Annotated in this window: 10 protein-coding genes and 1 pseudogene; 10 read left to right on the top strand and 1 reads right to left on the bottom strand. The window is 33.8% G+C overall.

Features of this window, described 5'->3' with window-relative positions; translation table 11 throughout:
- The first annotated feature begins 165 nt into the window (after positions 1-165).
- Both DDE80_RS04425 and DDE80_RS04420 read left to right on the top strand, forming a co-directional pair.
- Positions 166-585, top strand: a complete 420-nt coding sequence (locus DDE80_RS04425; protein ID WP_108306479.1) for a hypothetical protein — start codon at positions 166-168, stop codon at positions 583-585.
- 24 nt (positions 586-609) lie between these two features.
- Positions 610-1,620 (top strand): annotated as a pseudogene (locus DDE80_RS04420) (IS1595 family transposase).
- 215 nt (positions 1,621-1,835) lie between these two features.
- Here DDE80_RS04420 and DDE80_RS04415 read toward each other — a convergent pair.
- Positions 1,836-2,177 (bottom strand): DUF3221 domain-containing protein, encoded by a 342-nt coding sequence (locus tag DDE80_RS04415; protein WP_108306478.1) that lies wholly within the window; start codon positions 2,175-2,177, stop codon positions 1,836-1,838.
- Between the two features lie 193 nt (positions 2,178-2,370).
- Here DDE80_RS04415 and DDE80_RS04410 point away from each other — a divergent pair, with 193 nt between their 5' ends.
- The 8 genes from DDE80_RS04410 (at position 2,371) to drmB (ending at position 15,051) form a co-directional block, all read left to right on the top strand.
- Positions 2,371-2,829 carry a hypothetical protein gene (locus DDE80_RS04410; protein WP_108306477.1) on the top strand — a complete coding sequence of 153 codons (459 nt, stop codon included), beginning with the start codon at positions 2,371-2,373 and terminating at the stop codon, positions 2,827-2,829.
- A 1,219-nt stretch (positions 2,830-4,048) separates the two neighbouring features.
- Positions 4,049-4,396 (top strand): helix-turn-helix domain-containing protein, encoded by a 348-nt coding sequence (locus tag DDE80_RS04400; RefSeq protein WP_108306475.1) that lies wholly within the window; start codon positions 4,049-4,051, stop codon positions 4,394-4,396.
- Positions 4,397-4,496: 100 nt separating this feature from the next.
- Positions 4,497-5,759 carry an RNA-guided endonuclease InsQ/TnpB family protein gene (locus DDE80_RS04395; RefSeq protein WP_108306474.1) on the top strand — a complete coding sequence of 421 codons (1,263 nt, stop codon included), beginning with the start codon at positions 4,497-4,499 and terminating at the stop codon, positions 5,757-5,759.
- A 210-nt stretch (positions 5,760-5,969) separates the two neighbouring features.
- Positions 5,970-6,926, top strand: coding sequence for an HNH endonuclease (locus DDE80_RS04390; RefSeq protein WP_108306473.1), 957 nt, complete (start codon positions 5,970-5,972; stop codon positions 6,924-6,926).
- 213 nt (positions 6,927-7,139) lie between these two features.
- Entirely contained in the window at positions 7,140-8,054 is a 915-nt protein-coding gene (locus DDE80_RS04385) for a hypothetical protein (RefSeq protein WP_108306472.1), read from the top strand.
- Complete coding sequence (locus DDE80_RS04380; protein ID WP_108306471.1) at positions 8,051-9,610, top strand: hypothetical protein; 1,560 nt, start codon at positions 8,051-8,053, stop codon at positions 9,608-9,610. Before DDE80_RS04385 ends, DDE80_RS04380 begins: the two co-directional genes overlap by 4 nt.
- Positions 9,603-13,163 (top strand): helicase-related protein, encoded by a 3,561-nt coding sequence (locus DDE80_RS04375; RefSeq protein WP_108306470.1) that lies wholly within the window; start codon positions 9,603-9,605, stop codon positions 13,161-13,163. Before DDE80_RS04380 ends, DDE80_RS04375 begins: the two co-directional genes overlap by 8 nt.
- Complete coding sequence (gene drmB / locus DDE80_RS04370; protein WP_161952264.1) at positions 13,153-15,051, top strand: DrmB family protein; 1,899 nt, start codon at positions 13,153-13,155, stop codon at positions 15,049-15,051. Before DDE80_RS04375 ends, drmB begins: the two co-directional genes overlap by 11 nt.
- The last annotated feature ends 13 nt before the right edge of the window (positions 15,052-15,064 follow it).

The raw sequence follows: 15,064 nt of genomic DNA, 5'->3' as shown, positions 1-15,064 counted from the left end.
TTTTTTTATAGTTGATTAATGTTTTTGCTACCACAATAAATACAGCCTGCATAATAATTAGACATATTGAACTGAGAAATTGAATAAATATGATGCTATACTTAATTGGTGGTAAATATTGCGATTTAAGGGATTCTATTAAAAATTTACTTAGGAGGGAACAGATTGAGTATTTATGACAATGAGGCGTTAAAAGCAATAATAAAGCAACAGGAGCTATTTGAATCTAGTATGCCGAGTTCATTAAGAAAAATAGCGGAACAACAGAGCTCCATTCAATCAATTTTAGATAGCGGAGCGTTTAAGTATGTTACTGAATTTGCTAACACTGCACAAGATATGGGGCTGAACAACAATCAGTGGAAAACGTTAAAAGAAACTGCGGCAGCCATTACGTCTAATAATAGTTTTACTGATATTATGAGGCAACAAGAGGGTATGTTTGAAGACTTAAAAAAACAAGTGAGTTTATTTGACTCTGTAAATTTTACACAATTAGTAAATAGCAAAGGCGCGATGAAAGATTTAGGCTGTTTTCGTATAGATTGTGGCTTTCTTGACCATACTGTTAAAAGGTTGATATAATGGGGTTTAAGGAGGCGTTCAAGTATGTGGGAAGATGTTTATGAAGATTTCAGTGAATTGACCAAATCAGAGCAAATGGCGTTATTTAATGCGATGAAACAAGACTTGTTTCCAGATGAACCAGATAAAATTACTAAACTACTCAAAAGCATTCGTGAAGCCCGATTTGCCTCTGGTTTAGGCTGTGTTCATTGCGGAAGCACATCGGTTAAGCGGAACGGTAAATATCGTTCGAGACAACGCTATCTATGTAATGATTGCGGGAAATCTTTCAATGATATGACGAACACCCCATTTTCAGGCTCTCGCTACCCTGAAAAGTGGGTAAAGTACATTGAACTAATGGTTGAAGGATATACTCTGCCAAAAATCGCTGAACGTTTAGAAATTCATATCTCTACCGCTTTCTATTGGAGGCATAAAATCTTGAACGCATTAGGCAGTCTTGGGTTTAATCAATTGCAAGGTATCGTTGAAAGTGACGAAACCTTCTTTCGTGAGTCTATGAAAGGTAGCGAAATCATCCACAGAAAACCCAAGAAGCGTGGTGAGAAAGACGAGAAAAGAGGTATTTCAAACCTTAAAATTGCTGTTGTTGTAGCCCAAGACCGCAACGGTAGTGTGATTGCTCGAAAAGCTGGAACAGGTCGTGTTAAAGCCGAAGAAATTGACACAGTGATAGGTGAGTATATTCACCCGTCTGCTTTGTTATGTACGGATACAGCAACAAATTATAAAAAATTCGCCAAAATAAAGGGATTACAGCACGAAACGGTCAATGAACGACAGAAACAGCGTGTAAAGAAAGGCATATACCATATTCAACACGTCAATAACTTTCATAACCGCTTGAAGACTTGGATGGAAAGGTTTTAAGGGGTTGCAACGAAATACTTGGATAATTACCTTTACTGGTTTCGTTGGCTTGAATTAGGGAAGAATTTAGCATTTGAAAAACGAGTTGAGCAAATGCTTATTTCAGCGTGTCAAAAATCGAACAACACCACAGTCAATAATTTAAGGACTGTTTCGTAAAGAATTAAAAAGAATAGCACATTACTCTGCTATACAGGTTCGGATGACGGGGAGAAAACGCTAAAAACAATACAAATTACAACACAATTAACATACATTTAAACGGCAAATTTGCATTACAATCAGCAAATAAAAACGCTCAGACTATCTGAACGTTCTTATTTGTAATATTGTATTGTCCGTATTGAACTTAGGGGAGTTAAACGAAAAAGTATTTATTCAACCAATTCAACAGAAAGTGTATTTATCTTGGCAGGACTCGATTCTAAAATAGTGCCATCGTATTCTACTTTTATCTTGTCCCCGACTTGGAATGTTTCATCTTTATTCACAGAAAGGTCAACAAACACATCCCCTTCTCCCCCGCCAATTTTAGCATTAACGATTGCCCTATGACCGTTAATATCCTTGATTGTTCCTATAAAATTAGAAACAGTTTTTTCTATGCCATTAATTTCACCTGTATTGCCATTGTCAGTTTTATCACCGTTGGGAGAACACGCAGATAGTAATCCGATTATTATAATTGCAAACAAAAGAATATATTTTCTGTCCAAGACATTCCCTCCTGTTCTTAATTTATCGCATTCAAACCTATAACCTTATTGTATCACAATATTTATTTTTCATCTTAAAAGCAACAAAGTTTACGAAAACAGCCAAGATTTAACATTAACTCTTGAAGGCTTTACTATAGATGAGATTCTCCGAGAGGTAAAAGATATTGAGGTTAATAATGAACTCAGTGGAGTGCCCGCCACAATAACTGTAAGTGATATAAAAGAAAAGGATACAGGGGTATTAAGAGGCAATTTAGAAATACTGATTAAACGTTATGGGAAAAGTATATTATCTGTAGTGTTTTTCTGCATTAGCGTTTTTATTATTCTAAATTTTTCACTTGCTGCTGAGAACTTAGAAGGGCTTGATATCTTAGAATTAATAAATGAATGGAAAGGGCTACTATCTGAGAAAACCAAAAGTGAAAAGAAAAAAACCTACATCGCTACTACGAAACAAGATTTCTTTTTACGAGCGGGAAAAACAAAGTCCGCTCCATTAATCCATCCAGACAAAATACTTAAAGATCAACAGGTTGAAGTGGTAGGAAGCAAAGGTAAGTGGATTAAAATACAGGTTCAAGTTGGAGAAGGCAGTCTAACCGGTTGGACGCAAAGATATACTATTACTAGAGTTCATACTAAATAAAGTTTTAGTGTTTGAGGCTGGGACATAACTCGATTTTTAGGAGAGATATAAAATTTGAGTGGTAATTTTCTTAGCTAAACAAATCATTTAATGCGCTTGAAAGTAAAAAAATGTGAGGCGATTCTGAAAATCGTCTCACATTTTTTCTTTTGTCCCAGCCTCTTAAATTCCCCATTAAAGAGCGCATTTAATGAGAACTTATTATTAGAGATGCCATGCTACACATGATAATAGTAAATGATAGACTAAGCCAAAAGGTATTAGCTGTAGTTTTTTCTTCGTTTTTTACCTTTTTTAATATTTCGACCAAATTTACACAAAATACAATGCACCAAATGGGCAAAGGTAAAAATCCGATGTAGAGAATGATAAGCTGTATAAATGACATTTAGTTCTTCTCCTTTGCCAAGTTAAGCTTACTAAAAAGTATACTATTTCAAAAAAATCATAGAGGTGGTTTGTTCCTCAATACTAGCTAAACCTACTGTATTTTGTTATGTGAACTACCCACCACTTAACTTCGTTTGAAGTGGGGGCTTCTCGCTTCCACGAACATAGCTTGCAAGCAAGTCTTATGTGTTCTCCACGAGCGTGAATTCGGGGCATTCCAACCCTACTGATACGCAATGTTTTTAGTACCTTGGATATTTTACGCATACGAGGGGCTTGGTTTTCGCTCTTATTTCCGTATGCAACTCCATATATCCAGTTGTCAAAGAACATTATGTCTATATTTTACCAAATTCTTTGGCTAAAGCCAACCGAAATTTATCTCCCACCTACTCATTGGTGCTATTCACACCTTCACACTCCTTGAGGATGGGAGACTTCTTTCGGAAAGTCGTTAAAATGTGAGCCACTAAAAGTTGCCTTGTCCTATCCATACTCCCATTCTAAATTATCTCTCCGTTAAAAGCTACGGTATCAGGTTGAAAATCCCCAAAAACGCAGAACTGAAAATCCTCATTTCACCGGTTCAGCCGCTGAAGGCAACTTTCTTTTTTCCGCCATACGATAGGAATCCTCTTTAAAGCTAAAGGTTACGGAATGATATAAAAGACAATCTAAAATTGTTGTTGCCCATACATCATCTCCAAGTGTTTTCCTCTAGCTATTTTTTATTGCCTAGCAGTTGATTTTTGCCACTCAAAGTAGCGTATGGCGCGATAGTATTTCGTAGTGCGCTACTTTACAATGGAGGTAGAGAGGGAGTGAGCGCATGATCCAAATTGATAAAACCTTAGCCGCAGCACGTAAAGCACGTGGCTGGACGCAGGAGCAAGTGGCACAGTTTTGCAATGTCACAAAAGCATCCGTTTCCAAATGGGAGAAGGGAGTCAGCTACCCTGACATTACGATGTTGCCACAGCTCGCGGCTTTGTTTGAAATGACCATTGATGAGCTGTTGCAGGCGAAGCGCACGCTAAGCCGCGATGCTATCCGCGCGCGTTATCACGAGTTTGCCGAACGTTTTGCTACCGAGCCATTTGAGGTGGTGTATGAAGCGGTCGTCCAAGAAGGTAAGCTGTATTATACTTTGAACGAGCGAGAAAACCCACTGCTTTAGCTGTGGGATGATAGCGAGTATCGAGCAAATTGTTCGATGCTTTCTCTTTTCTTTTTCGTGATTTTACTATATAATATTTATATAGCAAGGAGGTGAAAAGATGGACAAAACATTTAAAACACAAGTAAATCGAATGAAAGGTTTAACAAAACAAGAGTATCGAGTATTACGAGAGCTTTGTAGTATTAGTAAAAATTTGTATAATGTCAGTTTGTATAATATAAGGCAACATTACTTCACAGAAAAGTCGTTTTTAACGTATGAGTCAAATTATCATGTTGCTAAACATAATGAAAACTATAAGCTATTGCAAGCGGGTATTTCCCAACAAATTTTAAAGGTTGTAGACCGTAGTTTCAAATCCTTTTTCAATCTTATGAAGAAGGCAAAACAAGGTGAATACCGTTTTCAAGATGTAAAAATACCTAAGTATTTAGCGAAAGACGGACTATTCCCTTTAATTTTAAGCACAAATGCGATTCGTGTGAAAGATGGTTATTTTTTCATACCACTTTCAAATGCCTACAAAAAGAAAAGTGGATTAAAAGAAATTAAGATAAAATTCCCACCACAATTAGTTGGGAAAACATTAAAGGAAGTACGCATTATTCCAAAGGCGAAAGGCAAACGCTTTGACATTCACTATGTATACGAACAACCATTTGAAACAGTAATGCTGGACAAAGAAAAGGCTATGAGCATTGATATTGGCTTAAACAATGTAGCTACTTGTGTTACAAGTGATGGGCTATCGTATTTGTACGATGGAAAACCTTTAAAATCAATCAACCATTACTACAACAAACAAAAGGCAAAGTATCAATCAATCGCCATAAAGCAAGGCATGAAATATACAAATAGGTTAGCGAGTATGGATATAAAGCGAAATAATCGTGTGAAGGACTACATGAGGAAAGTTGCTCGTTCCATTATTGAACTATGTAAAGGGCAACAGATTGGAACGCTTGTCATTGGCTATAACAAGGACTTTAAGCGTGGACTGAATTTAGGGAAGAAGAACAACCAACAATTCACACAAATTCCGTTCGGTTTATTGCGTGAATATTTGTATAACCTATGTGAGCATTACGGCATTAACTATGTAGAGCAAGAGGAAAGTTATACAAGTAAGGCGAGTTTCTTTGATAATGATGCTTTACCAGTGTGGACAGCGGAAAAACAAAACATGTCATTTTCAGGGAAGCGTATCAAGCGAGGCTTATATCAAACCGCTAAAGGCATACTTGTCAATGCCGATATAAACGGAGCGTTAAATATTTTACGCAAAAGTAACTTGATAGATACACGTATCTTACAAGCTAAAGGGTGCTTGGCTCACCCTCAAAGAGTACGCATTGTTTAATGTGTGCTTTCGGATAAGGGTTCGTTAGAATCAATCTCCTTTGGAATCCCACTCCTTTAGGGGTGGGAGAAGTCAAGACCTTAGTCAGTTACCGATGAACCAATCTTAATATCCATGAGCTGCTTCTTAGTGAAGCGGCTTTTTGTTTATTGAAAACGAAAGTTTAAGCTGCTACAATCGGTATAATTAGGAAATTAAGGGGATGTTATTATGAATAGACAAGCCTTTAGCGAATGGTTAATGGGCCATACTTCATTAACAGCGAATGATATTGAGACATGCTTAAATCACTTAGAGAGCTGGGGAGCTACTCAAGATAATTTATTGAATATTAATAAGCTTGAACAATTAGCCCAAATAATTGAGCAAAAAGTAAGTAAAGAGCAGCAACAAGCTATGCATTACTACTACTCTTATTTAGGTGGTCATCCTATCACAGTAGGAAATACATATACATTGCCATTGCTAAAGCCTTCAGGAAGAAAGCGTGAATATTTGCAACACCCTAATTTGTTAAAAGGTAGAGTTATTGTAGAGCACCTTGTGCACAATCGTCCTCATCGCTGGTTAGATATTAATGTGCTTGGACATAATGGCAACACAAAAGGGCGCGTTTCCGCTAATTTGCTTTATTACTTTGGAATGAAGGCAGATTACAGAGGTTTATTTGAAGGAGAAACGCATGAACAACTCATTGAGCTACTAGAAGAAGCAGGTGAGGCGTATGCGGATGCAAATAAGATGGTGAAAACCTACGTGAGTTATTTGAAACTAGCTGAAGAAGATATTGCTATTTCAGATGATGAATTATTAGCAGACGAAGAAAGTAAGGATGTTGAAGAAGGTATTATTAAAGAAGGTGCGGTCACATACTATTACGGTAGTCGCTACGAAAGAAGTTTTGCTAATCGTAAAAAAGCAATTGCTGTTCATGGTGTGCGTTGTGTAGGCTGTGGATTTTTATTTGAAGAAAAGTACGGCGAACATGGCAAAAACTATATTGAAATTCACCACGTTCAACCACTTCATACGCTAGAAGAGCCAGAAGCTATTGATCCCGTAACAGACCTAGTACCACTATGTGCTAACTGTCATCGCATGGTTCATCGAAGATATGATAATGTTTTGAGCATTCAAAAATTGCAAGAAATCATTCAAGACTCATAATTAAAAACACTTTGTGGATGCAATATAATGAGTGGTGATAGAATCTAAACCTATCTTTAAGCTAATAAAAAGTAAATCTTTGTGACCAAGAGTTTAATAAATGGAAATCTATACTGTATTTACGAGTGCCTACATTTATAGTTGAAAACAAATTAACGTGGTACAGTATAATTCTGGTAGCGTATTCATTTTAAGAAAGAAGTGGGTGAAAGTATGTATTTTAAAGATATTGAAAATATTTCGTCCTCTATGAATTGGGGAAGTTTTTATTTACAGTTGGGAAGAATCTATGGCAAAGAAGTAATTAACGATGAAAAAGTCCATAATATAATATTACATGTGCCCTATTCAAACTATCTTTATTATTTTATTGCGTTAGGTATAGCAGATGAGATATATAGTAATAAAATTGAGAGTGAAGATATTTTAGACAAATTAGTACCAAATGAAACAGTAGTTTACTATAAATCGTTAAAAAATGAAAAAGAGCAACCTTATAAATTTCTTCAACAAATTGGAGATAAAATTCAAATTGAAGATATGAAAAAAAATCCTACAAAGATTACAGTAGGAAAACTATGGAGAGAAAAAATAAGAATAGCAAATGAAAATATTAATTATACTAAAGCTAGAGCTCTTCAAAACAAAGAACTAGAATTAATTAAAAAATTTTATAGTGAAGAAGTAGATAAAATAGCAAGGCTAAATAGCCACAAAATAGTTATTATAGGAAATAAAAAAAGGATTGAAAGAGAAGCCAACTTAAAAATAGATAATTTAGAGTTAAGCTCGTGGTTACTTTTGCACTCTTTTCTTCCAAAACAATCTTACTATCTTACAGATATTTATTCCTCTCAAAGTCAACTAGAGTTAAATGAATTACCTCATAATACTATAATCATTTACGCAGACTTAGACGCTTACTATTACTTTTATCCGGAGTTAGCTAATTATTCTTCTGTTATTTTATACAGTCCTAATATGTCAAATATAAATGAAACAGAGAGTCTAGTAGATATAGTAGATTACTTAGATAGTAATGTAGAAAGCTCTATATTAACTTCAAATCTCATTAATATAACAATACCGAAATACATAAGTTATGCAACTTGGGAGGTGGAAAGATGATTGCAATCGATGAATTTAATCAAATTTATAAAGTTATTAAGCTTAGGAAGCCAACCTATACAGGTGTGGAAATCGAATTTTCTCCTTATAAGAACTTAATGAACATTGCTGCAACTATAAGAAAAGATTTAGGAGAGAATATTAATCATGAAAACATCCTATTATTAGATTACGAAATTAAGAAATTTCTTTTTTCCTATGGAACCGAGCCTCTTGTGTTTTCCTTGGAACATGAACAAGAATTGAGTCACTATATCCAAAAGTTAAAGGGCATTTGTGAAAAATATTTAGGTACTTGGAATACCTATAGCAATATAGAACAATATATAAACTATATATTAAAGCTATCCTATCATCCTTATAATAAAGCTCTAAAAGAAATCATTAAATATACATCACGTAAATATGTAATTGTTACAAAAAAACCACTTCAAGAAAAAGTGGAAAGTAAAATTGCAGATTTTTATCCACATCATCTGTTAGAGTTTATAACATTTAGAGATTTTACCCGAGATATAAAAATGTATGATAATGTAATTTTTCTCGGCACTCCATCGCTCTTTTCTATAGACTCGTTCCAATATCTAAATGCTGATAATTTTTATTTCATTTACTTTAATTGTTTTTATGGAAGATTAGAATATGTTCCTTGGATTGAGAGCCCTAGAGTCAAAAATATCGACAAGGATTTCATATGGAATATCCAAACTGTTAAAATTCCAAGTATTAAAAAATTACCTATTGAAACATCCTCTACGGAAAAAACTTTTTTAGTAGAAGATGAGTTTCCTGAACTACTTGTGCCTCTATTAATTGGAAGAGAGAGAGACTTGCAACAAAGTATGCTTCCTTGCAGATTAATTGAATTAGAAGAGGGTGGTTTTATTTTTGAAGATGTAGGTGAAAAAGCCAAGTGTGATGTATTAAATTCAGAATATATCTATGCAAGAAAGCATATTAATGAAATTAATACTAATGATTTTATTATCTCTATGGATTTCAATAGATGGGAAGATAGAAAAAGACTAGCAGATCAATATTTTGAGGATAAAGGAATAAAGGATGATAGAAAGCGTCTTGAAAAATTTAAAAAATACTTATCACAATTATTGATGAAATATGGACCTGATGAGTATACGAATTACATCAATAAAAGACTTAATCTAAATTTGAAAACTTATCAATTAGTAGGATTGACTAAAAAAGAGACTTTTAAACTGCAAAATAACAATGATTTTTTAAAGCTATTAGAATTTTTTACTAAAAGTAAAAGTGAGGCTCTTAAGTTTAAAAAGGTTAGTGATAATCTTACAAAGTATCACAATCAACTAGGACGGCAAGTGAGGTCAGAGCTTAGAAAAGAATTAAAAAATAATCCTGAAATAACTGAGCAGTTAGAAAGCAAAGGATATATGTATATTCCGCAACTAGAAATGTTTAAAGTAAATATTTACAAAGTTAAAAGAATATCCAGCAAAGTTTATCAAGTTCCTCTTAGTAGGGTAGGGACGTTAATTTATTTTAATAGAGAAGAGGTAGAAGGAGACTGTGAATAAGAAGTTAGAGGAAAACCTTTTAAATCGTGAATTAATTATAGATATGTTAAAGCAAGAGTTAGTAGGTCCTATTAAAACAGATACTGAAACCATGATTCCTATTAATATCAACTATAAAGATAATAATGAGATTATTTACGATGCTAAAGAATTAAGAAGCAACACGTTTTACTATAATGCAGCAACCAAAGAGGAAATAATAAGTAACAATAATACACCAATTACTCAATACTCTGTAGGTATGATTTTTCCTAACGATAAGACTTATGCGACAAACCAAAGTGTAGATGGTACTGAAGCTATAGAAGAGGATATGCAACTTCTAAATGACGAAGCAGAAAGACTGTTTACAGCTAATAAAGATATCGAAGAAATCGAAAAGCGCAACAGTAGAGAAGAAGAGCCTTTAGAATATCCGATGAGTGATAAAGTTTCTTCTAGTTTAGCTTTCACTTTTTTTGTTCAAAATAAAGATAGACTAAAGAGTTTGAATTTTAAAATTAGTGGAGGGGTATATAGGGGTTTTGATGTTAGTCTAAAGCGAAACGGGGAAGAGAAACAACCTCCTTTTAAAACAAAATGGTGGGCAAGAGAAAATATAGAGTTTGTTGCCGAAAATATAATTACTAACCCTGAAAAATGTGTTTATGTTAAAACTTTTAAACATAAAACATTAACTTTGGCCTTATTAATTAATATCCGACAGATTGATAAGATTGATAATAATGGGTACTTTATAACGGCAAGTTTAACTAACCAATCCACTGGAGAAGAAATTTACTTCAAAAATACTTTGTTTCAAACAAAATTACAAGTTAGCTATCATGATCAAAGTATATTTGAACCGTACCCGAATGTACTTATGAATTTTTCATCTAAAACTGAAGAAGAGCTTAGTGATGAGCTTTTATATTATGATGCGAAAACCTACGCGTTAGGACATGGTTGTTCGGTTAATTGGAATGAAAATGCTAGTATCATAGAAACAACATACCTTCCTGAACATGAAACAACTAATTTAACACCTGATATAAAAGATATAAATGGTGAACTATTAAAAATATCTATGGTTAATTTATCTAGTGGAAATAAGCATGAGGTGAGGGCGGAACTAGAGAAGATTGTAGACAGTTATTCTAGCTGGATACAAGAGAGAAATAAGAAAATAAAAACCTACCCCATCGCTTTACATACAATTGCTGAAAAACACCTAAAAGCATGTCAATACTCTCTTACTAGGATGAAAAAAGGTATAGATTTATTGCATAATGAAGATATTTTTAATGCTTTTAAATATACAAATACTGCTATGTTCTTGCAACAATTAACAGGTGGAGAACCTCAAGCAATGAAAGAAGTTAACGGAAATATTGATTTTGATTTAGATAGTAAAACACTTCTAGATTTGCCTAGTATAGAAAAAATGAGGGATTTATATTTAAGTAGTGGAAAAGGAAATTGGAGAGCCTTCCAAATTGCTTTTATACTAATTAGTTTACCTGCACTTACGGTAGATGTTACTAAAGATTTTAACGAGCGAGAAATAGTGGATTTAATATGGTTCCCTACCGGAGGAGGAAAAACCGAAGCATATTTAGGTGTGGCGGCATTCTCTATTTTATATAGAAGGATAAAAGATAAAGAGGACAATGGAACAGATATTATTATGAGATACACTTTAAGGTTACTCACTGCTGATCAGTTCCAGCGTTCTGCAAGACTTATTTGTGCCTTAGAACTAATTAGAAGAGCAAATATAACAATCTTTGGGAATAATGAAATTTCTATAGGTTTATGGGTCGGCGCTCAGAATACACCTAATAAAAATGAAAGAGCAATTCAACAGTATAAAGACTGGAAAAAATCAGGCGATTCTAAAAATGAATTTGTTGTTAATCATTGTCCGCTATGCCGCTGCGAGATGAAACGATACCCTACTAATAAAGTAGTGAAGGGTAATAAGCAGTGGGAAATTGCAGGTTATAAAATTGATTCAAATAGGAGAAATAGAAATAATAAAGGGTTAATTATCCATTGTCCTAACAAAAAGTGTTCTTTTCATGAAAAGCTACCACTTTATATTGTTGATGAACAAATTTATGAAAATCCTCCTACATTTTTAATCGGTACAGTAGATAAGTTTGCAATGTTAGCATGGGAACCTAAAGCTCGAAACATTTTTGGAATAGGTCTAGATGGAGAACGCTCTATTGCTCCACCTAATTTAATAATTCAAGATGAATTACATTTGATATCTGGACCTTTAGGATCTACTGTAGGCATCTACGAAGCACTAGTAGAAGAGTTGTGTACAGATTACAGAATGCAGAAAGCAGTTCTTCCAAAAATTATTTGTGCTACTGCTACAGTATCAGGATATAAGCAACAAATAAAATCTTTATTTGCTAGAAAAAATGAAAGTATTTGTATTTTCCCAAGTCCCGGACTCTCCCATAAAGATTCTTTTTTTGCTCAAGTCGATTATATAAAACAAGGTGATGAGTTTAGACCTTCTCCAGGTAAGAAATATTTAGGAATTGCTAGCAATGTAATAGGCACACAGCAACTTCAAGTTAAAGTCAATACGACTTTATTACAAACTGCTGCCAATTTGGAAAATCCTGATCCCTACTGGACACTTTTAGCCTTTTATAACAGTATAAGAGAGCTTGGGGGGAGTTTAACACTATTCCAAACCGATATGCCTAACTACAGCATACAATTTAAGATAAAGCATCCTTTAATCAAAAATTATAGATATATTAACTCTATAAAAGAACTAACTTCTCGATTACAAAACAGGGAAGTTACTAAAGCTTTAGAAGATTTAAAAGTGTCTCATACTGCAGATAAAAAGGTAGTAGATGTATGCTTAGCTTCTAATATTATAGAAGTCGGGGTAGATGTTGAGAGGCTATCACTTATGACCATAATAGGTCAGCCTAAAAATACCGCCCAATATATTCAGGTAAGTGGTCGAGTAGGTCGTTCTTGGTATGAGAGACCTGGTTTAGTTCTTACGTTATATAAAACTACGATGTCACGAGACAAGTCTCATTACGAACACTTTAGAGAATATCATCAAAGTTTGTATAGACAAGTTGAGGCTACTAGTGTAACGCCATTTTCGGAGCCATCAATAGATCGTTCTTTACCGGGAGTCATTATTGCATGGATAAGACAAATGTTTCCTATGAACATAGCTGAATCTCCTGAATATCTTTCTAAATATAAATATGAAACAGAAGAAATATTTAAAAAGATTATGGCTAGAGTGAATAGAGTTAATGAAAATGAAGAAATAAAAATCTATGCAGCTCAAAAAATTAGAGAGATTATTGAACACTTACTTAGTGATAAATGTAGTTTATGGAAAGAGAATAAGAAGAGTCACAATTACTTCTATATGTATCCATATGGAAGCTATGTATCAGAAGATTTAAAAACAACTGCTTATCCAGTACTAACTTCTATGAGAAATGTAGATGCTACATGTAAGGGAGTTATCACGAACAGCTTTGAAAGAGAGGAGGAAGAAAGCTATGAATTATAAAAGTAAAGAAGCCGTGATACCTTTGAGAAGGTCTGAATTGATTACCCCTAACGGTGTAGGAGCACTTAATACAAATATTGATGGAATTAATATGATGACAGGTGCTTTAGATATATGGTTCAAGCAAGTGGACGATATTTCAGAGTTTGTGATAGAAGAAGAGAGGTTACGGCATTTATTAAATGTGCAAGAATTAAGGTTACCTCCTGACTATAGAGAAAATTACGATAAGTATAATAAAAATGCTAATGAAAAATTAACAATACCATTTGTAAGGTTTCCTAATTATTATTACTGTTCAAGTTGTCGAGTTTTAACTAGAAAAAATGGTTTTGAGAAGGATAGTAAAATTACATGTACTTCGTGTAATAATAAGTTTGCTAAGCTGATTCAAGTGCCCTTAGTGGTAGCTTGTGAAAATGGTCATATAGACGATTTTCCTTGGAGAGAGTGGTTACACGGAGAATTAGAGTGTGAGTGTGAAGGAGACTTAGTATTGAAGTCTACTGGGGGAGCAACTCTAAGTACAATGAAGGTTGCGTGCAATAAATGCCATAAAGAAAAAAGTTTACGAGGTTTGACTACAAATGGAGCTGAGATATTAAGCCAAACATTAGGTAAGGAAAGCATCTATACATGTAGTGGTAGAAAGCCATGGTTCGGTGAGGCAATTGAAAAAGAAGAATGTAATTGTAAGCCGCAGCCGATTCTAAAGAATTCAAATAATGCATATTATCCTCAAGTTTTAAATGCAATTTATTTACCTATCATAGCCTTTCAAGATATAGAAAGAATATTGGCGTTTTTCAACAGTAAACATATTAGAGAAATCATCGAAAGTTTCACTGAATATAAGATGTCAGATGAAATTATAGTAACAGAGGTAAAAAGGCGACATTCATCGCAATTATCTAAATATAGTGATGAACTCATGTTAAAAGCATTGTCTATCTACAAAGAGAATCAAGTTTTGAAAAGAAAAAAAGTATACAATTTGAAACTGGAAGAGTATGTTTATCTTTCGAGAAATGAATTATTAGATGAAAAAGATTTAAAGGTTGTACCTGAATATAATTATTTTAATGGCGATGAAAGTTTAAGGAAGTATGGGTTATCTAAGGTTAACCTTATACCCAAGCTAATTGAAACTAGAGTTTTATATGGATTTAATAGATTAGTAGCACCTGTAAATCTAGCTCACAATCCAGAAAAAATGATTAAAGAAGGTAAAAGAAATTTATTTATCAACCCTGAGCAACATAGTTGGCTACCAGCTTATCAAGTATATGGTGAAGGCATATTTATTGAATTAAGAGAAGATTTGATATTAGAGTGGATAGAAAAATATAGACATTCTAAGAGATTTCAGCAAGCAGAGAAACGTTTAAACAATGCTAAAGCAAATGGTATAGAAGTGTCTGAGAAAGTTGACATTAAATTCATATTGATTCATACTTTGGCTCATTTGTTTATTCAAGAAGTGGTAATATCTTCGGGTTATAGTTCAAGTTCTCTAAAAGAAAGAATCTATTGTGGTGAAAACAACGGGAAGCAAATGAGTGGATTTTTAATTTATACTGCAGCTGGAGATTCTGAAGGCACTATGGGGGGGCTAGTAAGGTTAGGTAAAAAAGAAAATATAGATAGAATTTTGAACAAAATTATTCAATCAGCCATGTGGTGCTCATCAGATCCAGTTTGTAATGAAGCGGGTATGTCGAGAGGGCAAGGCCGAGACTACTTAAATGGAGCTGCTTGTCATAACTGCGCCTATATCTCTGAAATTTCATGTGAGGAATTTAACAAATACTTGGATAGAGGTATGATTTCAATTTATGAGCAAGACCAAGAATATAAGAGCTTTTTTGAATATGTAAAGACTAAATAAATATAGAGCCCAT

Origin of the sequence: Metalysinibacillus jejuensis, from assembly GCF_003057615.1 — a bacterium.
GTDB lineage: Bacteria > Bacillota > Bacilli > Bacillales_A > Planococcaceae > Metalysinibacillus > Metalysinibacillus jejuensis.
This window is presented reverse-complemented; position numbering and strand designations above follow the sequence as displayed.